A 23,037-nucleotide genomic window follows, 5' to 3' on the forward strand; every position below is an offset into this window, starting at 1 on the left:
ATGTATTTGCGGAGACGGTCTGTGAGGTGGATCGCGCGATCCCGGTGACGGGGCCGCGAGCGCGATCCGGTAACGTTTTCGGCGGTGGCGTGTCCGAGCGGCCGAAGGAGCTCGCCTCGAAAGCGAGTGTTGGGTAACCCTCAACCGTGGGTTCAAATCCCACCGCCACCGCCAACCGAACGCCGGGTCTCGCAGAGGCCCGGCGTTCGCCGTTCCTGGCGGGCTCCCGCTAGGCTGTCGAAACTCCGAAGCGGCCGGTGCGGGCCGCTCGACCTCGAAGGGCGGACCGGGTGGGCAAGACGGGCGCGAAGTTCTACAGCGGCGTCGTCATCGCCGCGTCCCTGCTCCTGGCCGGCGTCCTGCTCCTTCACCGGTTCATCCCCAACCGCTGGTACAACCTCGGCAGCCTCATCGAGACGTTCCTGCCCTGGTTCGGCATCGGCGTCCCGGTCCTCGTCCTCCTCGCCGCGATCCGCCGCCGTCCGCTCGCGATCGTGTGCTCGCTCCTGCCCGCGCTCGTCTGGTTCCAGATGTACGCCGCGCTCATCCCGGACAAGCACGACGGCGACGGCGACTTCCGGGTCGTCGCCCACAACGTCAACGCCGAGAACACCGACACCGAGGCGACCGCCGCGACCCTCCTCGCCGCCTCGCCCGACGTGATCGTCCTCGTCGAGCTCACCGAGGACCAGCGCCTGGCCTGGGCCGACGCCCTCGACGGCGACTACGAGTACTCCGCGGCGTACGGCACGGTCGCGCTGTGGTCGGTGTACCCGATCACCGAGTCGAACGAGGTCGACCTGAACCTGGGCTGGGCCCGCGCCTTCCGCGCCGCCCTCGACATCGACGGCGAGCCGGTCGCCTTCTACGTCGCCCACCTCCTGTCGGTCCGCGTCAACTCGGAGGGCTTCACCTCGGAGCAGCGCAACGAGACCGCGACCCTCCTCGGCGAGGCCATCGCCGGCGAGGAGCTCGACCGCGTCGTCCTCGCCGGGGACCTGAACGGCACGGTCCAGGACCGGTCCCTCGCCCCGATCACGTACCAGCTGGAGTCCGCGCAGGCGTCCGCCGGGAAGGGCTTCGGGTTCACCTGGCCCGCGGACACGCCGCTGGCCCGCATCGACCAGGTGCTCTACCGGGGCCTGGACGCCACGGGCTCGGACGTCCTCGACGCGACCGCCTCCGACCACCGGCCCGTCCAGGCCGACTTCGCGTTCTGACGCCGCGCCCGCGCCGTCCCGATCCGTCCGGTCGCCGGGGTGTGCAACTCCCGGCGGGGGCGACGGCGTCTCACTGACGTGACCCAAGACGACGCCACGCTGATCCTGCCCACCGTCACCGCGGAGGGCTCCGTGGACGACACCGCCGTGTTCGCCCGCGTCGCCGCGGCACCGGACGCGGCGCGCGAACCGGGTCCGCGCGCGCTCATCGAACTCGACGGCGTCGGCATGACCTACCCGGGCCCGCCCCCGGTCGAGGCCCTGAAGCCGGTGCGGCTCACGGTCGCCGACGGCGAGTACGTCGCGATCGTCGGCCCCTCCGGCTCCGGCAAGTCGACCCTGCTGAACCTCCTGGGCCTCCTCGACGCGCCGACCTCCGGCACGTACTGGCTCGACGGGCACGACACCTCGACGATGAAGGAGTCCCTGCGGACGCGCCTGCGCGCGGACAAAATCGGCTTCATCTTCCAGTCGTTCCACCTCATGGCGCACCGGACCGCGACCGAGAACGTCGCGATGTCCCTGGTGTACCAGGGCATCCCGCGCCGCCGGCGCCGCCAGGTCGCCCGCGAGAAGCTCGAGCTCGTGGGCCTCGGCCACCGCCTCGACGCCCTCCCGACGACCCTCTCCGGCGGCGAGCGCCAGCGCGTCGCCATCGCCCGCGCCCTGGCCGCCGAGCCGAGCCTGCTTCTGTGCGACGAGCCGACCGGCAACCTCGACTCCCACACGGCCGAGGCGGTCCTCGCGACCATCGACGAGCTGCACTCCGGCGGCCTGACGGTCCTCATGATCACCCACGACCACGACGTCGCCGAGCGCGCCCAGCGCGCCGTCACCATCCGCGACGGCGAACTGCGCGAGGGCAACCACGTCGGCGACGACCGCGTCCCCACCGACGTCCCCGGCCCCGGCACCCTCGTCATGCCCAGGGCCGACTGAGCTTTACACCCTCCCAAGGAAAACGAGGGCCCGCGCCCACCCGCGCGGGCCCTCTCCCGTCGTCCTCTCCGCCCGGACCCGTTCGGTACTGGGAAATGTGCGGGGCATTGGCGGCGAGCGCTCAGGTCATGAAGTCGGGTCCTCAAACCGCGGAGGAGATCGAGTGCGGCAGGACCTTGCTCGGGTCGATCGCGCCGTGAACCGACGCAAGGACGATCAATTGCAGATTGTTTTCGACGTCGAATCGCTCCCGCATCAGTTTCAGCAGGCGACGTAGGTGCGTGGCAGAACAGCCTAGCCATTCGGCGGCGACTTGATGGGACGGTGCCGCGATAATGCAGCTCAACAGTTCAGAATCCGTTTTGGAGAACAAAGAAGAGGGTCCTGGAGGGATGGGATTCACGATCGACCTCTGCACTGCTCGTCGAGATGGGGGCATTGAAATGCAGCCTATGTGATGTTTGTCCATCGTAGCATGTCGACCGGATACAGCGCTTGCCCCAAATCGACCAGAGTCGATGGCGTGGTGACCCGGACCGCCGTCTGCGCCGGTCCGCGGCTCACGGCGACCAGCCTTCCACCAGTGTGTTCGCGAAGCATGTTCGGAATCGAACATGCTTGTTGACCAAACGTGACCATCTGGATAGTTTGATTGCAGCCGAGTGCCGCGGACACCCGGCTCGCAGGACGCCGACGTCGAGGAAGACCGCCGCGCGCTCGAATCCTCACCCGATACGCGAAGACCGGACCCCCGGTGACATCGCGAACCCCCATTGCTCACCCCGTCCGGACCTCATGAGGCGACTGGCCCGCGAAGTCTCCTCGATCGGTCCGCTCACTCTCCCCGGACTCGACAGCACCAACGCAACCGTGATCTCCGATCGCGTGCTGAAGTGCGCTCGCAGGAGGACTGTTTGCGCTCCCGGAAACTGAAGAACCTCGTCGTCATATCGACCTTCGCCCTGGCGACCGTGGTCAGTACGACCGCTGCGAATGCGGCTTCCGTCCAGTCCGAAGCGCCCCCAGCACCCCAAGTCGCCGCCGATGCGGACGACATCGGGATCACCGGGAACGGAGACGAGAACGGGTTCCACCTGATGACGGCCGACGCGGCGTCACCTGAGGCGTGGACCGAAGTCGCGACGCTGGTCGAACCCGGATTCGGCACCGACCGCTGGATCGGCCAGTACTGCATCACCGACGACCGGGGCCACGCCGTGGTCGTATATGCGCCACGCGAGTACACCAATGCGCCGGCGGGAATGTACGCAGGCGCGTTCGCGGCGGTCGTGGACTTGGAGACCGGTGCCGTGTCGAAACTCGACGAACGCACCAGCCTCGCCTACTACAACCCCTCTTGCGGCGAGGAGGGCGCCGTGCTCTCTGCGCTCATCGGGGACGACGGAGTGGCGCGCACGCGGATCCAGGAGGTCGACATCGCGAGCGCCGAGATCGAAGCGGTCGAAGTCGACGGGCAGCTGTCGTCTCCCGTCTCATATGAAGACGGCTTCGCCGCAGTGAGCGGCGGCCAGATCGTCACCGTCGACCGCGAGGGCGCCGCCGTACCGCTGCTCAACACCGGGTCCACCGCATTCGATCTCAACGTAGACACAGACGGTGGATTGGGTTTCCTGGTGCTCGACGGCGAAGCCACTGCGGCCGTGCGGTACGCGGACGGTGAAGCGACCGAGCTCGCCCGTGCTGCCACCGGCCAGATCGACCTGCACCGCAATGCCGACGGCGAAGTGCTCGTCAAAGGACTTGCAGATGCCGTGGACGTCGAGGACCTTCCCCAAAGTTGGGAGGCCGCAGACATTCCGGTCGGTGTCGAACTCTCCAGTGACGGCGGCATGGCGGTGGTCGCCTCCGAGATCGGGGCCGACGGATCGACCACGTCTGGCGGTGCCACAGCCGACCTTCTCGTCTACACCACCGCCGACGGCGACGCGGCCGATGCGACCGTGCCGCTCGGCGCGACGACCGGCGCGGACGAGATCTCGCCGGTACTCGCCGAGGAGCTCTCCCAAGACACCGCATTCGGTGCGCTGGATGCCGAGGACCCCGCGACCGTACCCTGGGATCCCGACAGGTCCTGCGCGATGCCGCGCAACGACCCGAACCTGATGTCGTACCAGCCGAACGCGGACCAGGTCGAGTGGGCGACCGATCTCGCGGTCAGGGGCGCCCTCACCCAGAGCCGACCCGCCGACTGGAACAACCTGGGCCTACCCGCCTTCGCTCCGCAGGTCCAATTCCCTCCGGTCGCGCTCGACGGTGGAGGTACCGTTCCCGCCCAGATCATGCTCGGGATCATCGCCCAGGAATCCAACGGCTGGCACGCCTCCAACCATGCCGCCGACGGATACTCGGGCAACATCCACCAAGGCGGCTTCTACGGCAACCGGACCGCCGACGGCGACACGCTCTGGGAGGTGAACTGGGACGACGTCGACTGCGGATACGGGATCGCACAGATCACGACCGGAATGCGTCGCGATGACACGGTGTACACCGAACTCCAGCAGCAGCTCATCACCGTCGACTACGCCTCCAACATCGCCGCGGGCCTCCAGATCCTCCAGGACAAGTGGAACCAGACCCGCGAAGCCGGATTGATCTTCGACGACGGTGATCCGGCCTACCTCCAGAGCTGGTGGTTCGCGCTATGGGCTTACAACACCGGGTTCTACCCGGAAAGTGACAAGGCTCAGCACCACGGCCAATGGGGTGTCGGCTGGGCGAACAATCCGGCCAATCCCATATACATGCCCGGACGTGAGATGTTCCTGCTGACCGAAGACATCCCTGCCGACTGGGAAGGACTGCCTGACAACTGGGATTCGGAGTCCATCGGGTACGGCAACTCCAAGCACCCCAATCTGTGGTCCTACCCCGAGCGCGTCATCGGATTCGCCTTCAACCCGTTGCGGCGCTACGACTTCGGTACGGGTGAGTACCCCGCCGCGTATCTGGGAGCCACCGGTGTCACTGGTGTCGCCGCGTTGCCCGATCTCGGCGTGTTCTGCACCCTCTCCGGAAACAACTGCGACGTCGACGGCGACTGGAACGAGGGGCTGTGCGAGGTTGAGACTGACGAATGTCTCAAGACCGAACCAGGGCCCTGCTCGTACAGCCACCTCCACTGCTGGTGGCACCTTCCCGTGCTGGCGGACGTCTGTCCGAGCAACTGCGGCACCGAGCGTCTGGAGTACGAGGCGGGGGATGCCGAGCCCGCTAGGCCGACGTATGCATCGTTCGCTCCGAACTGCGCTTCACCAAACGTGCCGAGCAGCGGCTACATCCGGGTGATCGACAGCGTCGCGGAGACCCAAGGCGGGCCCAACTCCTGTTCCGGCGCGCCGGTTTCGCAGTCGGGCACGTTCTCGTTCGAGTTCCCCGCGGCTGCGACGGATCCCCCGACCTACCCGTCGAAGATCGATCTCCACCAGATCGGCGGCGGCTTCCGCGGCCACTTCTGGTTCACACACACCCGCAACGAATCCCAACCGGCCATGGAGATCACCGGAACGTGGGAACTCGACGCTGCCGACCGCATCGACGGCTGGGCGAAGGTCTACGTCCACATCCCCTCGCGCCAGTCGCACACCCAGCAGGCCCCGTATCAGGTCCACGGCACCACCCTGGGCACCCGTGATCGGTATCTGAACACCGTCCTCCGCGCCAACACCTGGGTCGAGATCGGCGCGTACGAGTTCGACCCGACCCAACCGCAGTCCGTCACCCTCTCCAACCAGACGGCGGACGGCGTCGGACTCGACGGCATCGCCTACGACGCGGTCGCCTTCGCACCTTTGCCGGCAAAACCCAAGCACATGGTCGTCGCGATGGGCGACTCCTTCATCTCCGGCGAAGGCGCTGGGAACTACTACACCGAGACCGACCGTGATTACGGACTCCGCACATGGAATGCCTGTCGGCGCAGCAAGGACGCCTGGCCGCGCGAGGTCGTCCCTCCCGGCTGGAACTACTCCTTCGGCGACAACGCGGACGTGAACAACAACGGCATCGACTTCCAGTTCGTCGCCTGTTCGGGGGCGAGGGCCAGCGATTTCGACCGTTTCCCCGACTACTGGGAACCCGGAGGCGGCGACGATCGCGAAAGCGGCCAGTTCAACGAGTACCCGCAGCTCTACTCGGGTGTGCTCAGCGCCGACACCACGCTCGTGATGCTCTCCATCGGCGGCAACGACGCGAACTTCTCCGCACATGTCAATGAATGCGTCGACTTCCGCAATCCGAACTGCGCCACCGCCGAGAACGAGTCCCTCATGCAATCGGATGTGGCGTCGGCACTGGACAAGGTGGCCGACCTGCTGCCGCAGATCAGATCGCGCGCCCCGAACGCCGAGATCCTGCTCGTCGGATACCCGAGCTTGTTCTCGGAGGACCCCTTCGAGCAGTGCTTCTACTCCGACGGCAAGATCACTGTCGACGACGCCGAGTCGATACTCCTCTACGACATGGCGCAGCAGCTGCGGACCGGCATGGTCGACATCGTCGACGGCCTCGACAGCGAGGTCTCCTACGTGTCCGCGATCGAATCCTTCGCAGGTCACGAGATCTGCAACGGAGAGGACAATCCGCTGTACTTCAACACCGGGATATTCGAGACGACTGGACCGGGGGACTTCGGCGACTTCGCCAATCCGAGCAGAGAATCCATGCACCCCAACCTCCTAGGCGTGACGGACGGATACGTGCCGGCCGTCGAGAACGGGATGGTGGTCGCCGGTGTCTGAGGGAGACCGCAGCAGGTTCAGCTTCATGACCTGCGGATGGATCGGCCTGATCTATGCGGCGGTCGTGTTCGCGGCGACGCTGGCATTCGTGATCCTGCTCTGGGTGAACCTGGACTTCCCCGACTGACCGAAATCCCGGCCGCACGGGCGGGAACCGTGCGCAACAACGTGCACGGCGACTGCGGAAACGTCGATTGCCACCCCACCTACGGCGGTTGGTTCGTGAACGGCGCGCTCGGCACCAACACGGCCGCCGGCCAACGACTCCGCCACGGTCCCCGGTCACCGGTCTACAGGAGCCCGAGGACCTGCTCCAAGCGTGACGCCACCAACGGCTACTGGTACTTCCAGAGCAGGCGTGACGGAGGCCACTGGAAGGCGATGAGCTTCTAGCTCGGGTCGGCTGCAGGCCTGCATCAACACACGGCACTCGGAGGAATACATGGATATCAAGGTCAAAGAAGCGCAGATCTGGGTGAACGACCTATGCGAAGGCGTCGCCGGATACATACCCTGCGGCGAGGACGGCGTCGTCGGGCAGGGCACGATGCGGTCGCTCATCATGGGGCTCCAGCATGTCCTGTTCACCTCCGCGGAGTACCCCGCGCAGGTCTCCGGAGTCTTCGGGCCGACCACGCTGTCGCTGCTCGAAGGCTGGGGCGACATCGGGATGTCGACGACCAGCCCGAACATCTGCAACCTGGTGCGGCACGGCCTGTGGTGCAAGGGGTACAGCGGCGGATTCACGGACGGCGTGATCGATCAGGAAGTTGCGGACTCGATCTACGCGCTCCGCGCCGACATAGGCGTGGTGTCCGGCAGCTTCGTCTCCCCGAAGGTCTTCAAGGCCCTTCTCACCACCGACCCGTACAAACTCGCCGATGGCGGAAACGACTGGCTTCGGTTGGCGCAGAAGCACCTCAATCTCAACTATGTGGACATCCCCGCATTCAGCATCTGTCCCACTGACGGACTGCCGTCCAGGAACTACCAGCAGTCGCTGATGATGGGGATCCAGTCGGAGATCGGCATCGCACCGAGCCAGATCACGGGGCTCTTCGGTCCCGGAACGCAGGCCGGGCTGAAGACGGCCCCCTTTCAGCTGTCGCAGACCAGCTACAGCGTTCCGATCACCGCGCTGTTCGTCGCGGCCTGCCTCATGAACGAGGGCTACTTCGACGGGACGAAGTACACGATCGACTGGCGCAAGCAATACACCCAGGAGGTCACGGAGTTCGTCACCGCGTTCCAGAAGTTCTCGAAGCTCGCGAACACGAACGGCAGCGCCGACTTCGACACCTGGGCCCAACTGCTCGTGTCCTCCGGAAATCCCGATCGGCTCCACCGCCGCATCGCCTCCGACTGCATCTCGGAGATCACGCCCTCACGCGGTGCCGCCCTGTACAACGCCGGATACCGCACCGTCGGCCGCTACCTCGACGAGGACACCGAGCGCATCCCAGAAGAGGACTGGCTCTACAAGTGGATCCAGGAAGGCGAACTCGAATCGATCTTCGGTGCGGGTCTGCACTGCTTCCCGATCTCCCAGTATTATGGCGGCGCCATCGGCGAGTTCACCTACGCGAACGGCGTGAACGAGGCCACCAAGGCGCACTTGAAAGCCGTCGAGTACGGCTTCGAGGCCGGCACCTGCATCTACTTCGCGGTCGACTACGACGCACTCGACTCCGAGGTCACCTCCAACATCCTCCCGTACTTCCGTGGCGTCCGCGAAGGGCTGCAATCACAGGGCGGCAGATACACCGCCGGGGTGTACGGATCCCGGAACGTCTGCATCAGGGTCTCGGCCGCCGGTCTCGCGAAGTGGTCCTTCGTCTCCGGGATGTCATGGGGATTCTCGGGCAACCAGGGCTATCCGCTTCCTCCGAACTGGGTGTTCAACCAGATCAAGGAGGCGAACTTCGTCGTCAGCTCCTCAGACTCGTTCGGACTCGACAGCAACATCGCCCGGTACGACTCCGTCCTCGGCGTGGACCACGTCCAGGCCGATACGAGCCGGGAGGAATATCTGGACCGCCTCGACGCGATCTACGATGCGATCTTCAGCGGTGGCTGGGTCGACCATTTCGATCCTGACTCGACTGACGACACCGGCCGGAACTGGAACGCGAACGTCCTGGCGCACTTCTATCTGAAGCAGTCCCAGTTCGGCGAGGCGCTGGACGGGGATCCTTCAGCCGGAGACGTCGATCGCGCCCTTCCGCTGCTGGACGTCAAGGGCTGGGTCGAGCACGCAATGGGCGTCTTCGGCAACGGACGCTCCACCGCAGTCCATGTCTTCGAAGACCTGAACGTCAACTTCGCCAAGGCTTTCGCAGCCGTCAGCCCGCTGACGGTGATGCGTACCAACCCGATTCCTCTCGGCGGCGAGCCGATGATCAGTACCCGGCGAGGACCGATCGGAGACATGGCGCGACTGTACAACCAATGGAGGAACCGACGCGGCGAATACCCGTCGGGATTCGACTTCTGCCAGCAGTACATGGGTCGGTTCGGGGTGCCCTCGTTCCTGACGGTCGCCGACTACATGGCGACGAACTACGGTCGCATGATCAGGTACTTCTCAACTCCGTCCGGCGATGAGAACGCTGCGCGGCCCCTGTACAACGCCGCGCTCCGGTCGGCTTGGGAGTACTCGCTCACCGACGCGATCGGCTTCTTCGCGAGTGGGACCGCCGCGGGAATGGCGGCGTCCCTCCGCGAGGAGTTCGTCGAGGTCAGTCAGATCGACAGCAATGCCACCGATGTCCATGACTCGTGGAGGAAGGAACTCCTCCTCGAGGTGGGCAGCGCCCAAGGCCAGATCGACAAGCTTCCACACCAGCTCGCCGCGGCGGAACTCGACGGGTTCATCTCAGGCTATGTCGATCGGATGATCGCGATGTCCAACGGCGACTTCTGACCCCGACCACTCGACCAGGAGCTACACATGAGAAGAGAAACACAGCAAGCGGTGACTCGCCGGGGACTGCTCGGTGGCGCGTTCGCCGGCGGCATCGCGGGCCTCGGCGGGGCGGTTCCCGCACAGGCCGACCCTCCGACCGGTCTCGCAGACTCCGGCCAGTGGATCGGATCGACCAGTGCGAACGGCTGGCCCATCCTGGCGAGCGCGCCGTTGGTCTCCGTCGAGGGTGTCGAAGGCGCTGAGGTCGCCCTCGCTGAAGGATGGCCGCAGGTCGTGTTGACGCACTTCATCAGGCGCTATGCATACGAGCTGGGAGTGAAGCTCGAAGTCGGAGATGTTGCAGGGCACCGGACGTCGCGTACCGTCACGGCGGCGTTCGAATCGAACTACCTCTCGGGCACCGCGGTGGAGATCCGCCCGACGCTGTACCCGATCGGTGCGGGGGACGGGTTCTTCCCCGCCGAGATCGCGATCATCGAGAACATCCTCGACGACTTCGGCGGCGTCATCGCCTGGGGCCGGCACCTGGATCCGGCCAAGGACTCGCACTTCGAGATCGCAGTCGCACCGACGAACTCCGGGCTCGCCGAGGACGTCGGGGAAGCGGTGGCGCCGGATCCCAAGAACTCCCGGTCGTTCGGGCTCAGTCTCGTCCGCCGTGAAGAGGTGATCATCGCATCGAGTTAGATCCACAGCCAGTGGAGAGGGCCCGCGCCGTACGGCGCGGGCCCTCTCCCGTTGCGGTGCAAGCCCTTTAGGGCCGCGGTCAGTCGCCCCCGCCGCCACCTCCACCGCCGCCCCCGCCTCCGGGGCCGCCGGTCGTCTCGTCGTCTCCGGGTTCTTCCTCTTCATATCCGGAGCCGTTGGACACCAGGATGTAGACGGACGCGCCGTCGGGCGCCGAGCCGGTCGGAGAGGTCGCGAACGCCTCGCCCTCCTTGCAGTCGGAGTCGAACTGGCCGGCGGCGATGGAGGCCTCGAACCCGGCGTTGGCGACGCGGGAGCGGGCGTCGTCGGGGTCCATGCAGTCGATCGAGGGGATCGAGGTGAGGTTCTTGCCGTTGACCATCGCGTCGCTGGGCTTCGGCCAGTCCTCCTCTTCGAGGTCGCGCACGGCGTCCTTGAGGATCGCGATGCCGGCCTCCTTCACGGAGGTCTTCAGGCTCTGGGTGGCGACGTCGTCCCGGTGCGTCGCATCGGGGTCGCCCACGAACGTCGCGGTGGCGGCGTTGGGGGTCGCGCCGATGAACCAGTAGGAGCGGTTCGAGTCGGCGGTCCCGGTCTTGCCGAACAGGGGCCGTCCGAAGCCGCTGGCGGCCGATGCGGCGGTCCCGGAACCGGAGCACTGGGTGCCGTCGGCGCTCTGCCCCACGACGCAGCGCCCGGCGCTGACCGCCGCGTACGCGACCTCTTCGGGGAACGCCTGGTTGCACTGCGGCGCTGCGGCGTCGGTCCATTCCTGGCCGTCCGCGCCGATCACGGTCATGACCGGCAGCGGTTCGCAGTGGAGCCCGCCCGCCGCGACCGTCGCGTAGGACTCGGCCATCTCGAGCGGCGTGGTCGAGTGGAGGCCGAGGGTGAAGGTGCCCTGGGACTCGTCGATGGTGCCGTTCTCGTACGCCTCGTTCAGGGGCGAGTTGTAGAAGTCGACGCCGGAGGCGACGGCCGCCTCGTATGCGGCGCTGACGCCGACCATCTCCTGGAGCCGCACGAACGCGGTGTTCGAGGAGCGGCCGAACATGCCCCACATGTTCAGCGGCGCGGCGGACCAGCTGCCGTCGTTCTTGGGGCACCAGTGGCCGTACCGGACGTTGTCCCTGGTGAAGTGCTGGCAGTCGGATTCCGAGTCGTCGAGCGCGTCCCCGCTCATGAGGTACTGGGAGGCGTACTGCCCCGGCGACGGGACCCGGGTCTCGAGCGGCCAGCCCTTGTCGAGGGCCGCGAGCATCGTGAACATCTTGAAGGTCGAGCCTCCCGGATACCCGTTGACCTTCTCGTTGCCGCTCAGCAGCGGGATGGTCGTGTTCGGGTAGTTGGAGGGCTTGGAGTCGTCGCCGTCGGAGCGCGGGCCGTTGTCGGTCTGGTCGAGGCTGTAGACGCGGTTGACGGCCATGGCCCTGATGTGGCCGGTGCCCGGGGTGATGGTGACCGAGCCGAGGGCTTCGGGCCTGTCGACGTCGACCTCGTCGGCGAGCTCCTCGGTGGCCTCGTTCTGGAGTTCGGCGTCGAGGGAGGTCACGATCTTGAACCCGCCGCGGTTGAGGAGGCTGATCCGGTCGCGCTCGGTCTCGCCGAAGGCGGGGTTGGACGCCCACCACTCCTTGAAGTAGTCGCAGAAGAAGCCCCAGCTGGAGGGTGAGACGTCGACGCACTCGTTGCGCTCGGCCCGCGGGTTGAGCCCCAGCGGGAGCGCGATCGCCTCGTCGGCCTCCGCCTGGGAGATGCTGCCGAGGTCGGCCATGCGCTGGATGACCCAGTTGCGGCGCTCGACGATCTGGGTGTCGTCGCCCTCGCCGCCGAGGAGCCCGTCGGCGAAGGAGGGGAACTTCGGCAGCGAGGCGAGGGTGGCCGCCTCGGCGAGGGTGAGCTCGCTCGGGGACTTGTTGAAGTAGGTCCAGGAGCCCGCGTTGACGCCGTACGCCTGGTTGCCCAGGTAGATGACGTTCAGGTAGCCCTCGAGGATCTCCTCTTTGGACATGTACTCCTCGATCGCCATGGCGTACCGGGCTTCGCTGAGCTTGCGCTCGTACGTGTCCTCGGACGCGGCGATGACCTCGTCGATGGTTGAGGCGGAGTAGATCAGGGTATTGCGGACGAACTGCATGGTGAGGGTCGATGCGCCCTGCGAGTCGCCGCCCTGGTTCGCCACCGCGGCCCGGACGATCCCGGCCCAGTCGACGCCGTTGTGCTCGTAGAACTTCGAGTCCTCGGCGGCGAGGAGGGCCTCGACCATGAGCGGGGAGACGTCGGTGAGCGCCACCTCTCGCCGGTTCTCCTCATAGAAGGAGGTGATCAGGGTTTCGCCGTCAGAAGCGTACACATAGGACGTCTGCGGGAGCACGGGCTGGGTCAGCTCCGTCGGCAGCGATTCGAACGACTGGATGCTGTTCTCGGCGGCCATGCCGAAGAGCCCCGCCAGGGGGAAGGCGGCCGCGGCCGCGAGAATCCCGGCCAGGACGCCGCAGACGAGCAGGGCTACGGCATCCCCGAGGGGACTGCGGTCGCGTTTCAAGGTCTCCACCGCCTCAGATTAGAACGGACGTCGGGAAGCGCGGGGACTGCCGGGCACGTGTGCTGAGCCCGGACACGTGAACCGGCGTGAACGGCGCCCGAGAGTGGTACGCCGCGAACGCGGGCCGAGGGTGCCCCCGTATTGGAATCGTTATTATCGCGAGCCGCATTCGCATGGCGAACCGTAGGGGTGACGCCGTCCCAGGGAGTCCGATTTTCGTCTCGGAGAGTAGTCAAACACTTACAAGAGGTGTAGGGTCCGTTCTGACGGCGACGTTGTGTGATCGAGAGGTCACTCGACTGTAGTCGTCGGGGGGTATGAAGGGTAGATCTCACGGGGAGGTCATGCAGATGGCACTGCTGATCGACTGGACGACCAAGGCGCTCTGTCAGGACAATGATCCTGATGCCTTGTTCGTTCAAGGGGCCGAGCAGAACAATGCGAAGAAGGTGTGCCGGGGCTGTCCAGTCCGGCTCGAATGCCTCGCAGACGCACTCGACAATCGCATCGAGTTCGGCGTCTGGGGCGGCATGACAGAACGGGAGCGGCGGGCGCTGCTGCGCAAGCACGCCGACGTCCGATCGTGGAGGGCGGTCTTCGAAGTCGCCCTCGAGGAAGAGCAGCGCAACGCTCGCAGGAGCAGCCGGCGCCGGATACCGGTGGACATCAACTTCTGACCGGCCGGCCGCCCAATGGCGGCCACTACACGCTTACGGGCCCAGACGGCGGAGCCGTCCGGGCCCGTTCACGTCCCCACCCCTGTGGAAAACTCTTCCACTCACCACCAGACAAAATGTCCACCCCTCACGAAGTTATCCACAGGTGGAAAACCCATCCTGTACAGGTCTTCCGCAACCTGTGATTGTTGGTAGCAAAAACACCTTCCTCCTGGTGGTGGTTTGGAGGAGGAGGGAGGTGGTGCCGGTGTCGGCAGGACTGGCGGTGAATGTGGGATACCCCGGGGGCCGCCCCCGAAGACCGCGCGGGAGTGCACTCCCGCGCGGCTCCTGCCGACACACACCTCGCGAGGTGACACGAAGGAAACGCGGGCGCATCGACACCCAGCCGATGCGCCCGCACCAAAAACTCGACAACCGCACAACCGCCACGAAAACGCCCGCACGCAAATCGAACAAACAACCGAACGCAAAGCAATCGGCAAGGCGAAAACCCGGTAAACCGCCGAGGCACAAGAGGATCAAGTCAAGAAACATCGTCGAACAAGCGCACGAACGCAAAACCGAATCCAGGCGGCAAGAATGCAATTCCCTATTCGGGTCCGGTCCACTCACTACTCGATCAAACGTCGAACAGGCCCAGAAGAACCGAAGCACGACTCACACGACGAATCCGCCCACGACGATTCCGCTACGGAAGGTGATCGACGGACCTCGGTCCAAAAACGGCTGGGAGCGCCCGCGCCCCAGCCGTGAACGGTCGTCGATCGGCCCTGACGGGTCCAGCCCGTCAAGCGATGGGAGCGTCGCTACCGATCGGTGTTGGCCGCTGCCGCGCCGAAGGCCCGTAGGTCGTCGAGGTCGACGACTTCGACGCCGAGGGCCGGGAGCCAGCGTTGGGGGACTTTCGGGCAGGCTGCGGCGTAGCGGGCGGCTACGCGCTCTTCGGCGGTGCGCCGGCGGGTCAGGTCGGCGTGGGTGCGGAGGACGGCGGCGACCGCGTCGTCGGGGTCGGCGTCTTCGAGCTGGGCGGCAGCGCCGAGGGCCCGTTCGGCCAAGAGGTCGGCGGCGACGGGGGTGAGGCGGTTGAGGATCATCCCGTCGAGGGGCATGTGCTCCTCGGTGAGGCGGCGGGTGAAGTAGACGGCCTCGCCGACCGCGGCCGGCTCGGGGGCCGCGATGACCAGGAACGACGTCTGGTCGTCCTGGAGGGCCCGGAAGGTCGCCTCGGCGCGCTTCCGGAAGCCGCCGAAGGTGTCCTCCAGGCTCGCTGTGAACTCCGCGACATCGGTGAGCAGGTGCCCGCCGAGGACCTTGTTGAACACCCGGGTGAACACCGCCGCGCTCGCGCCCATCAGGGAGAGCATCGAGCGGCGGGCGCCCGGGGTGGACGCCGAGAGGAGGCGGATGATGCGGCCGTCGAGGAACCGGGCGAGGCGGGCGGGCGCGTCGAGGAAGTCCAGGGCCGAGCGCGAGGGCGGGGTGTCGAGGACGATCAGGTCCCACCGCCCCGTGGCCCGGAGCTGGCCGAGCTTCTCCATCGCCATGTACTCCTGCGTGCCCGAGAACGTCGACGACACCGCCTGGTAGAACGGGTTCGCGAAGATCTCCGCGGCCCGGTCCTTCGTCGTGTGCGAGGCCACGACCTCGTCGAACGTGCGCTTCATGTCGAGCATCATCGCGTCGAGCGAGCCGTCGCGGACCCCCGCGACCGGCCGCGGGGTGTTGTCCAGGGCCTCCATGCCCAGCGACTGCGCCAGCCGCCGGGCCGGGTCGATCGTCAGGACCACCGTGCGGCGCCCGTGGACCTCGGCGGCCCGCAGCGCCAGCGCCGCGGCCGTCGTGGTCTTCCCCACGCCGCCCGAGCCGCAGCACGCGATGACGTGCTTGCTCTGGTTGCCGAGCAGCGCGTCGACGTCGAGTTCAGTGCTCATTCGAACCTCCGAGTCGCGGCCGCAGCTCGCGGGCCAGCTGGTACAGGCCCGACAGGTCGACGCCCTCGGGGATCAGCGGCAGCTCCTCGACCGGGCGGCCCAGCTGCTCGAGCCGGTCCCGGTAGGCGTCGACCGCCCGGATCTCGGTCCGCGCCGCCTCGTACTCGGCCATGAGGCCGCCGAGGAGCGCGGCGTCGGGGGCGATGCCCGCCCGCGCCAGGCCCGCGTCGAGCTCCTCCGCGGTGATCTCCGCGGGCTTCGCGCCGGTGACCTTGTTGAGGACGATGCGGCCCACCGGAAGATCGGCCGCCACGAGCTCGCGGTACGCGTCGACGGTCTCCTGCACCGGCATCGCCGCCGGAGTCGTCACCAGGTGCACCGCCGTCAGCGACGAGTGCAGCATCCGCGCCACCGACCGGGAGTGCTTCCCGATCGGGCCGGTCTTCGCGAGGCGCCCGGACTCGACGGTGACGTTCAGGAACTTCACCACGCGGCCCGTCGGCGGGGCGTCGAGGACGACCGCGTCGTACGCCATCCGCCCGGTCTCCGTGCGCGACACGGCCTCCTTGAGCTTCCCGGTGAGCAGGATGTCCCGCAGGCCGGGGGCGATCGTCGTCGCGAAGTCGATCGCGCCGAATTTCTGGAGGACCCGCCCGGCCGAGCCGAGCCGGTAGAACATCGTCAGGTAGTCGAGGAGGGCCTCGTCGGCGTCCACGGACTGGCCGAAGACCTCGCCGCCGCCCGCGCCCGCCGCGAGGTGCCGCTCCTCGTAACCGAGGGACGAGGTCTCGAACAGGGGCGCGATGCCCTGGCGCCCTTCGACCTCCACCAGCAGGACCCGCCGGCCGGGGCCGGCCAGGGCCAGGGCGAGCGCCGCCGCGACCGAGGTCTTCCCCGTGCCGCCCTTCCCGGTGACGATGTGCAGGCGCGGCACCGGGAGCGCAGAGGCAGTCATTCATCGGAGTCTAGTCATCCGGCGGCGATTCCGCAGATGAGCCATTGGGGAGCGCCTTCCTCGGCCACGAGCGTGAACTCCCAGGTCGCCGGGGACGCGCTGCCGTCGATGCCGATCTCGGCGGTGACGGTCGCCGCACCCACGGAGCGGCCGGTCTCGGCGACCTCGGCCCATTCGAAGCCGCGGCCGCCTTCGGCGGCCGACATCGCCGCGACGGCCTCGCTCAAGTCCCGGTCCGCCTTGTCGGTGCACAGCCAGGCCGCGGCGGCGTCGGCGTCGCGCTCGTCCAGGAGCGCGCCGAGGAACGCGGCGACGGTCCGCTCGGGCGAGTCGGTGACGTCGCCGGCGGTGTCGCCGATGAACAGGCGGGTCGCGCCGAACACGAGCGCGGCGCAGAACAGGACCGCAGCGGCGGCCGTGACGGCCGTCCACAGCAGGCCCGACCGGTCGCCGCGGCGTCCGGGGCCCGCATCGGGTGCGGCGGGCCGGCGCGGGGCGGGCTCCTGCCTCGGGACCTGCGCGGACGGGCGCTCGGCGGTGTCTTCGCGCACGGGCTCGGCGGCGGCGTCCGGCGACTGCGCCGCAGTGTCTGCGGACATGGGGACTCCCTGGTTCACTGGTGCAGCCTGAGGCCGCGGGACTCTTCGGGGAGGCGACGCACTCTGAGCGTAGCGGTGCGCCGCGGGCGAATCAAGACGCCGTACTGTGGGCGCATGGAGAAATGGGAGTACCTCACGGCACCGCTGCTGATCCACAACACCAAGATGATCCTCGATACGTTCGGTGAGGACGGCTGGGAGCTGGTCACGGTCCTGCCCGGCCAGAACTCGGAGCAGCTGGTGGCGTACTTCAAGCGCAAGAAGGAGCAGTAGCCGTGGCCGCTGTCGAGAACGGCTCCGTCGAGGAGGCGCTCGCGCGCCTCGGACTGGAGCTCCCGGCGGTCGTGCCGCCGGTGGCCGCGTACCAGCCGGCCGTGCTGTCGGGGGAGTACGTGTACACCTCGGGGCAGCTGCCGATGGTCGCCGGGGCCCTGGTCGCGACCGGGAAGGTCGGCGCGGAGGTCGACCCCGGCCAGGCGTACGACCTGGCGCGGATCTGCGCGCTGAACGCGCTCGCCGCGGTGGCCTCGGTGGCGCCGCTCGACCGCGTCGTCCAGATCGTGAAGGTCGTGGGCTTCGTGGCGTCGGCGCCGGACTTCACCGGTCAGCCGAAGGTCGTGAACGGAGCTTCGGAGCTGCTGGGGGAGGTGTTCGGGGAGGCCGGGACGCACGCGCGGAGCGCGGTGGGGGTCGCGGTGCTGCCGCTGGACGCCCCGGTCGAGGTCGAGCTGATCGCCCGGCTCGCCCCGAGCGCGAAGACCGTGCTGGTCTAGGCGCCTCCTGATCCGGATGTCACCGGTCGGTCCCGTCTCGGGACCGACCGGTTTTCACCATCCGGTTCAGGTGATGGACGGGAGGACGCGGGTCTCGACCTCGCCGAGGGCGACGGTGGTGCCGCGCGGTCCGGGCGCGGACGCGGTCACCTTGACGACGTCGCCGTTCTCGAGGTTCCAGCGGCCGGTGACGGCCTCGCCGGAGCCGAACATGAGGCCGGAGCGCAGGAGCGCGCCGCTGGCGGTGAGCTGCGCGAGCTGCTGCGCGGGCGTCCAGCACGCCTCGGCGAAGTCGGCGCCGGCGACCGCGACCCCGTTGACCTCGATGTTCAGGTGCAGGTCGAAGCCGTACCGGTCGGACTCCTTCAGGTAGGAGGCCATGTCGGCGGCGGGCTGGGGTGCGGCCGTGCGGGCCGCGCTGAGCGACTCGATCGGGGTGACCCAGGCGCTCATGGAGGTCGCGAAGGACTTGGAGGCGACCGGGCCGAGGCCGTCGGTCTCCAGCTCCTGGAAGTCGCGGGCGGTCCAGTCGTTGAGGAGGACCGCGCCGAACACGTAGTCCTCGAACTCGTCGGGGGACACGGGGCGGCCGATCTCGGACTCGCCGCCGACGATGAACCCGACCTCGGCCTCGATGTCGAGGGCGCGGGTGGGGCCGAACACGGCCCGGCCGTCCTCGAGGCGGTGCCCGGCGGGGCGCACGAGGTCCATCCCGGAGGGGATGAGCGTCGAGGGGCGGCCGTTGGAGGCGCGCGGGTACACCCGGTCGGAGTCCTTGGCGCGCATGGTGAAGTCGACGTAGTCGGTGACCAGGAGCGGGGCGTGCATGATCGCCTCGCCGATCGGGGTGAGCCACTCGGACGCGACGTCCTGCAGGCTCGGTTCGGTCAGGGCCTCCTGGACCTGGGCGCGGACCTGCTTCCACGCGGGCTTGCCGAGCGACAGCAGCCGGTTGAGCGCGGGGTCGCGCAGGGCGGTGCACGCGGCGCAGGTCTGGCAGTCGCCGGAGAGGACCGCCTTGTGCATGTCGAGGATCTGGTCGCCGATGCGCACGCCGATCCGCGGCAGCGTCTCGTCGGCGGTCGAGAAGACCCCGAACGGGAGATTGTGGATGTTGAAGGGGCTTTCGTCGGCCCCGGGAACCCAGCACGTGGTCACTTGTCGTCCTCCATCGGATCGGTGGTGATGGAGTAACGAGCGCGGGCGGCCGGAGGTCACTCGGGGTTGCGGTGACGGCGCATAACTGTGAACCAACCCACCCATGCGGCGGCGGCGACGGCCGCGAAGCACACGCGCGGGCCGGTGGCGATCTCGGTGCCGAGAAGTGCGGGGACGGCGAACACGACGGCGAGGCCGAGGAGGATCGAGCGGCCGAGGGCGCCGCGGAAGACCCCGGGCCCCCAGATCTTCTCGCGCCAGTGCGGGTCGTCCTTCGAGGCGTCGACCCAGGCGGGGCGGCGGGCGGACCTGACGGCGGGGGCGATGCCGCCGGTGAGTCCGGCGCCGTCCTCGACGGCGCCGCTCCAGCGGTGCCTCGCGGGCTCGGTCCCGGTGTGGCCGAGGTCGGCGGCGGCGCGGCGGGAGCGCTTGGCGAGGTCGTCCATGCCGAGGTCCTCGGCGATCGCGGCGAGCGCGAGGTGGGTGCGGGGCTGCTCGGGGGCGAGGTTGACGGCGTTCCACGCGGCGTCGAGCGCGGGCTGGGCGGCACCGGCGCGGCGGGTGATGAGCGCGTAGTGGATGTGGTGCTGCCAGGAGGCGGGGTCGAGCTCCAGGAGGCTCGCGGCGGCCTGCATGGCCTCGTCGCGGCGGCCGGCGTCGGCGAGCGCGTAGCCGCGGGTGACGAGCGCGCGCGGGTGCCCGGGGGTCTGGGCGAGGGCCGCGCCCGCGTACACGAGGGCCTCGTCCGGGTCGTGGTCGGCGAGGGCGCAGGCGGCGGCCATCGCGTTCGCGTCGGCGTCGAGGGGGTCGAGCCGCAGCGCGGTGTCGACCTCGGCGCGCGCGTCGGCGACCTGTCCGACCTCGAAGAGGAGCTCGGCGCTGCGGAGGTGCTCGCCCACCGTGCGCTTGGGGTCTTCGTCCATGGGTCTACTCCCGGACAGGTGATCAGGGCTGGTACAGCAACGCTACCGCGGTCGCGGCCAGACCCTCGCCGCGTCCGGTGAAGCCCAGGCCGTCGGTGGTGGTCGCGGCGAGCCTGACGGGGGCGCCGACGGCGTCGGCCATCGCGGCCTCCGCCTCGGATCGGCGCGGCCCGATCTTGGGGCGGTTGCCGATGACCTGCACGGACACGTTGCCGATCGCCCATCCGGCGTCGCGGACGCGGCGGGCGGTCTCGGCGAGGAGCGCGGTCCCGGACGCGCCGGCCCATTCGGGCCGGTCGGTGCCGTAGTTGGAGCCCAGGTCGCCGAGGCCGGCGGCGGAGAGCATCGCGTCGCAGGCCGCGTGCGCGGCGGCGTCGCCGTCGGAGTGCCCGGCCAGCCCGGCCTCGCCGGGCCATTCGAGGCAGGCGAGGCGGCAGGGCTGGTCGGCGTCGAACCGGTGCACGTCGGTGCCGTGCCCGACGACGTAGGGCAGGTGGGTGCTCACGGTGGCGGTCTGCTGGCGGAGCCGGCTACTTGACCGGGGCCTCCGAGAGCAGGACCTTGTCGAGGATGTTGTCGGCCTCGTCCTTCACGCAGTCCTCGGCGAGGGCGATCTCGCCGGTGAGGATCTCGCGTGCCTTGGAGAGCATGCGCTTCTCCCCGGCCGACAGGCCGCGCTCGCGGTCGCGCCGCCACAGGTCGCGAACGACCTCTGCTATTTTCAGCGGGGAGCCGGACGCGAGCTTCTCGACGTTCGCCTTGTACCGCCGCGACCAGTTGGTGGGTTCCTCGGTGTGGGGGGCGCGCAGCACCTCGAAGACCTCTTCGAGGCCCTCGGCGCCGACGACTTCCCGGACGCCGACGAGCTCGACGTTCTTGGCTGGAACCTTGACCGTGAGGTCACCCTGCTCGACGCGCAGCACGAGGTATTCCTGTTCGATACCACCGATGGTGCGAGTCTCTACAGCTTCAACGAGTGCGGCCCCGTGGTGGGGGTAGACAACGGTCTCGCCGACACTAAAACCCATAGGATCGAAACCCCTTTCGCTGTGTCTAGCCTAACACGTCATCGGGGTTTTCCCCGACAGCGGATCGCCACGAATTCCCTGGTCAATTGGTATGTGACTGATTACTCTACGGCACCTTGGGCTTTCGGGCGGCCTGCAGATGAGACAAATGAGGCCTGGGTCGCTCCGCTGTGCCGGGCGTCTCCCCCGGGGCGCGCCCGCCCGGGCCGCGGTCGCGGCCGCGGACGAGGCGTTCCGGTCCGGAACCGGCCGCCTCCACTCCGGCCGCGCCGGATGCCGCTCGCGCCCAACGGGACCGGCGTCCCCGTGAGACCCAGGTTCCACCGCCGCACCGGCCCGGGGGAGAGGTGAGAGCGAGTCGTCTACGCTGTCGTCAGCATTCCTGTCGGAACTCGGAGAGGACCAGCAGTGGCCAAGGGGATCAGGACGGCGATCACGGCCCGTCGCGCGGCCGCCATCGCGATCGCGGGCGCAGCGGCCGCGACGCTTTCGGCGTGCGGCGCGGGCCAGGAGACCCAGACCGACCTGAAGGTGAGCGCGATCGCCGGAGTGAACGTCGACGAGGGCGACCTCGCGCTGCGCGACCTCCAGGTCGAGTTCGACTCCGCCGAGGGCTACGCCGTCGGCGACGACGCCGCCCTGCGCGTGTGGATCGGCAACGAGGGCACCGAGGAGGTCAGCCTCACCGGCGTCGCCGTCTTCGCCAGCGAGGACGAGGCCGCCCAGGGCGCCGCCGAGGTCGGCACCGTCACCTACGTCGACCCCGCCGCCCCCGTCGAGGAGCCGACCGAGAGCCCCGGCGGCGCGACGCCCACCGGCGAGGACGGCCAGACCGACGGCACCGAGACCGCCTCCGAGGCCCCCTCCCCGCAGGAGCCGGAGTTCGAGGGCGACACCGCCATCGACATCGCGATCGCCCCCTCCGAGTACGCCCGACTCGACCAGGCCGTCGAGAACGGCCCCTACCTCCTCGTCGAGGACCTGGCCGTGGACCTCCCCGTCGGGAGCACCATCTGGGTCGTCTTCGAGTTCTCCGACGGCAGCACCGCCGAGGCCGCGCTCCCCACCGGCCAGGACGTCACCGGCGAGGAAGAGCGCGAGTACTACGAGCCCGAGGAACCGGCCGAAGGCCACTGATCGGTTTTCGAGTCGAGGCCCCGGTCCTGTTCGGACCGGGGCCTCGGCCGTTCACCGGCACAGCGGCCAGCGCCGGTCCACCGCCTCGTCGCGCCCCTTGCGCTTGAAGTACGCCTCCAGGCTCGCCGCGTCCTCGGCGTGCCAGCGGATCTGCGACACGTGCAGCTCCTGCGGGGTCAGGTCGCCGACCTCCGGGTAGAGCGCCCCGATCGCGCGCGCCAGCGCGACCGTGGCCGCCGCGTCGCCCGCCGCCGAGTGCGCGCCGTCGAGCACGACCCCGTACTGCTCCGACGTCGCCCCGAGGGTGCGCTTGCCGCGCCGGTACCTGTCCACGCGCTTGTCGAGCACCGACGGGTCGATGATCGACATCCGCTCCCACGCGGGCTGCTCGATGCCGTGCCGCTCCAGCTCGTACGAGAGGAGCGTGCAGTCGAAGCCAGCGCGGAAGGCCACCACCGGGGTGCCCGCGTCGACGGCCGCGCGCAGCGCCGCCGCGACCTCCGCGAGCGCCTCGGCCGCGGGCCGGCCCTCCGCCTTGACGCGCTCGTCGGTGATGCCGTGGACGCGGGTCGCGCCCGGGGGGATCGGCACGCCCGGGTCGATCAGCCACACCAGGTCGCCGCTGCCGGTCGTCAACGCGGCCTGGACGATCCGGTCCCGGTCCAGGCCGACGCCGGTCGTCTCCGTGTCGAACCCCAGCAGGGGCCCCTCAAACCATCGCTCGCTCATGTCCACACCGTACCGGGGGGCGCCGACATACCCGCCGATGCGCTGCG

General features: G+C 68.6%; 19 protein-coding genes and 1 tRNA gene. 10 read left to right on the forward strand and 10 right to left on the reverse strand.

From position 1 onward, the window contains the following. Positions 1-83 precede the first annotated feature (83 nt). From ABD419_RS11965 to ABD419_RS11975, 3 genes are all read left to right on the forward strand, one after another. A tRNA-Ser gene (locus ABD419_RS11965) sits at positions 84-174 on the forward strand. 116 nt (positions 175-290) lie between these two features. Further along, complete coding sequence (locus ABD419_RS11970; protein ID WP_344486435.1) at positions 291-1,220, forward strand: endonuclease/exonuclease/phosphatase family protein; 930 nt, start codon at positions 291-293, stop codon at positions 1,218-1,220. A gap of 228 nt (positions 1,221-1,448) precedes the next feature. Beyond that, positions 1,449-2,159 (forward strand): ABC transporter ATP-binding protein, encoded by a 711-nt coding sequence (locus ABD419_RS11975; RefSeq protein ID WP_344486636.1) that lies wholly within the window; start codon positions 1,449-1,451, stop codon positions 2,157-2,159. A gap of 142 nt (positions 2,160-2,301) precedes the next feature. Here the strand turns inward: ABD419_RS11975 and ABD419_RS11980 are convergent, their stop codons facing one another. Continuing rightward, positions 2,302-2,532 carry a hypothetical protein gene (locus tag ABD419_RS11980; RefSeq protein WP_344486438.1) on the reverse strand — a complete coding sequence of 77 codons (231 nt, stop codon included), beginning with the start codon at positions 2,530-2,532 and terminating at the stop codon, positions 2,302-2,304. Between the two features lie 541 nt (positions 2,533-3,073). Here ABD419_RS11980 and ABD419_RS11985 point away from each other — a divergent pair. The 3 genes from ABD419_RS11985 (at position 3,074) to ABD419_RS11995 (ending at position 10,532) form a co-directional block, all read left to right on the forward strand. Beyond that, a complete protein-coding gene (locus ABD419_RS11985) occupies positions 3,074-6,919 on the forward strand; it encodes a golvesin C-terminal-like domain-containing protein (protein WP_344486441.1) in 3,846 nt (1,281 codons plus the stop codon). Positions 6,920-7,361: 442 nt separating this feature from the next. Then, a complete protein-coding gene (locus ABD419_RS11990) occupies positions 7,362-9,842 on the forward strand; it encodes a glycoside hydrolase domain-containing protein (protein WP_344486444.1) in 2,481 nt (826 codons plus the stop codon). A gap of 27 nt (positions 9,843-9,869) precedes the next feature. Further along, entirely contained in the window at positions 9,870-10,532 is a 663-nt protein-coding gene (locus ABD419_RS11995) for a hypothetical protein (RefSeq protein ID WP_344486447.1), read from the forward strand. Positions 10,533-10,611: 79 nt separating this feature from the next. On the opposite strand, the gene ABD419_RS12000 is transcribed toward ABD419_RS11995, so the two are convergent. Next, a complete protein-coding gene (locus ABD419_RS12000) occupies positions 10,612-13,086 on the reverse strand; it encodes a penicillin-binding protein (RefSeq protein WP_344486450.1) in 2,475 nt (824 codons plus the stop codon). Between the two features lie 341 nt (positions 13,087-13,427). On the opposite strand from ABD419_RS12000, the gene ABD419_RS12005 reads away from it, so the two are divergent. Then, the gene (locus ABD419_RS12005; RefSeq protein WP_344486453.1) at positions 13,428-13,754 is read left to right on the forward strand and encodes a WhiB family transcriptional regulator; all 327 of its coding nucleotides are present in this window, start codon (positions 13,428-13,430) and stop codon (positions 13,752-13,754) included. A gap of 809 nt (positions 13,755-14,563) precedes the next feature. Here ABD419_RS12005 and ABD419_RS12010 read toward each other — a convergent pair. From ABD419_RS12010 to ABD419_RS12020, 3 genes are read right to left on the reverse strand one after another with little or no spacing between them, the layout of a single operon-like run. Continuing rightward, positions 14,564-15,688: an ArsA family ATPase gene (locus ABD419_RS12010; protein WP_344486456.1), complete on the reverse strand. Its 1,125-nt coding sequence runs from the start codon at positions 15,686-15,688 to the stop codon at positions 14,564-14,566. Then, on the reverse strand, positions 15,678-16,643 hold the full coding sequence (locus ABD419_RS12015) for an ArsA-related P-loop ATPase (protein ID WP_344486459.1): 966 nt from the start codon (positions 16,641-16,643) through the stop codon (positions 15,678-15,680). Before ABD419_RS12015 ends, ABD419_RS12010 begins: the two co-directional genes overlap by 11 nt. Before the next feature lie 14 nt (positions 16,644-16,657). Continuing rightward, entirely contained in the window at positions 16,658-17,242 is a 585-nt protein-coding gene (locus ABD419_RS12020; protein WP_344486462.1) for a hypothetical protein, read from the reverse strand. A gap of 114 nt (positions 17,243-17,356) precedes the next feature. On the opposite strand from ABD419_RS12020, the gene sp36 reads away from it, so the two are divergent. Together sp36 and ABD419_RS12030 are read left to right on the forward strand one after the other, a co-directional pair. Next, positions 17,357-17,515, forward strand: coding sequence for a Sp36 family protein (gene sp36 / locus ABD419_RS12025; protein WP_091049070.1), 159 nt, complete (start codon positions 17,357-17,359; stop codon positions 17,513-17,515). Positions 17,516-17,517: 2 nt separating this feature from the next. After that, on the forward strand, positions 17,518-18,015 hold the full coding sequence (locus tag ABD419_RS12030) for a RidA family protein (protein WP_344486469.1): 498 nt from the start codon (positions 17,518-17,520) through the stop codon (positions 18,013-18,015). A gap of 66 nt (positions 18,016-18,081) precedes the next feature. On the opposite strand, the gene ABD419_RS12035 is transcribed toward ABD419_RS12030, so the two are convergent. The 4 genes from ABD419_RS12035 to ABD419_RS12050 are packed head-to-tail and all read right to left on the reverse strand — an operon-like array spanning position 18,082 to position 21,124. Beyond that, positions 18,082-19,173, reverse strand: a complete 1,092-nt coding sequence (locus ABD419_RS12035) for a fumarylacetoacetate hydrolase family protein (protein WP_344486472.1) — start codon at positions 19,171-19,173, stop codon at positions 18,082-18,084. A gap of 56 nt (positions 19,174-19,229) precedes the next feature. Beyond that, a complete protein-coding gene (locus ABD419_RS12040; RefSeq protein ID WP_344486475.1) occupies positions 19,230-20,096 on the reverse strand; it encodes a tetratricopeptide repeat protein in 867 nt (288 codons plus the stop codon). A 22-nt stretch (positions 20,097-20,118) separates the two neighbouring features. Next, the gene (gene ispF, locus ABD419_RS12045) at positions 20,119-20,601 is read right to left on the reverse strand and encodes a 2-C-methyl-D-erythritol 2,4-cyclodiphosphate synthase (protein ID WP_344486478.1); all 483 of its coding nucleotides are present in this window, start codon (positions 20,599-20,601) and stop codon (positions 20,119-20,121) included. A 25-nt stretch (positions 20,602-20,626) separates the two neighbouring features. Beyond that, positions 20,627-21,124 carry a CarD family transcriptional regulator gene (locus tag ABD419_RS12050; RefSeq protein WP_205325932.1) on the reverse strand — a complete coding sequence of 166 codons (498 nt, stop codon included), beginning with the start codon at positions 21,122-21,124 and terminating at the stop codon, positions 20,627-20,629. Between the two features lie 408 nt (positions 21,125-21,532). Between ABD419_RS12050 and ABD419_RS12055 the strand changes: the two genes are divergently transcribed. Continuing rightward, positions 21,533-22,261 carry a hypothetical protein gene (locus ABD419_RS12055; RefSeq protein WP_344486480.1) on the forward strand — a complete coding sequence of 243 codons (729 nt, stop codon included), beginning with the start codon at positions 21,533-21,535 and terminating at the stop codon, positions 22,259-22,261. 51 nt (positions 22,262-22,312) lie between these two features. Here the strand turns inward: ABD419_RS12055 and ABD419_RS12060 are convergent, their stop codons facing one another. Continuing rightward, positions 22,313-22,990 (reverse strand): exonuclease domain-containing protein, encoded by a 678-nt coding sequence (locus ABD419_RS12060; protein WP_344486483.1) that lies wholly within the window; start codon positions 22,988-22,990, stop codon positions 22,313-22,315. Positions 22,991-23,037 lie beyond the last annotated feature (47 nt).

The sequence above is a fragment of the Glycomyces endophyticus genome, assembly GCF_039531525.1.
Taxonomy (GTDB): Bacteria; Actinomycetota; Actinomycetes; order Mycobacteriales; family Micromonosporaceae; genus Glycomyces; species Glycomyces endophyticus.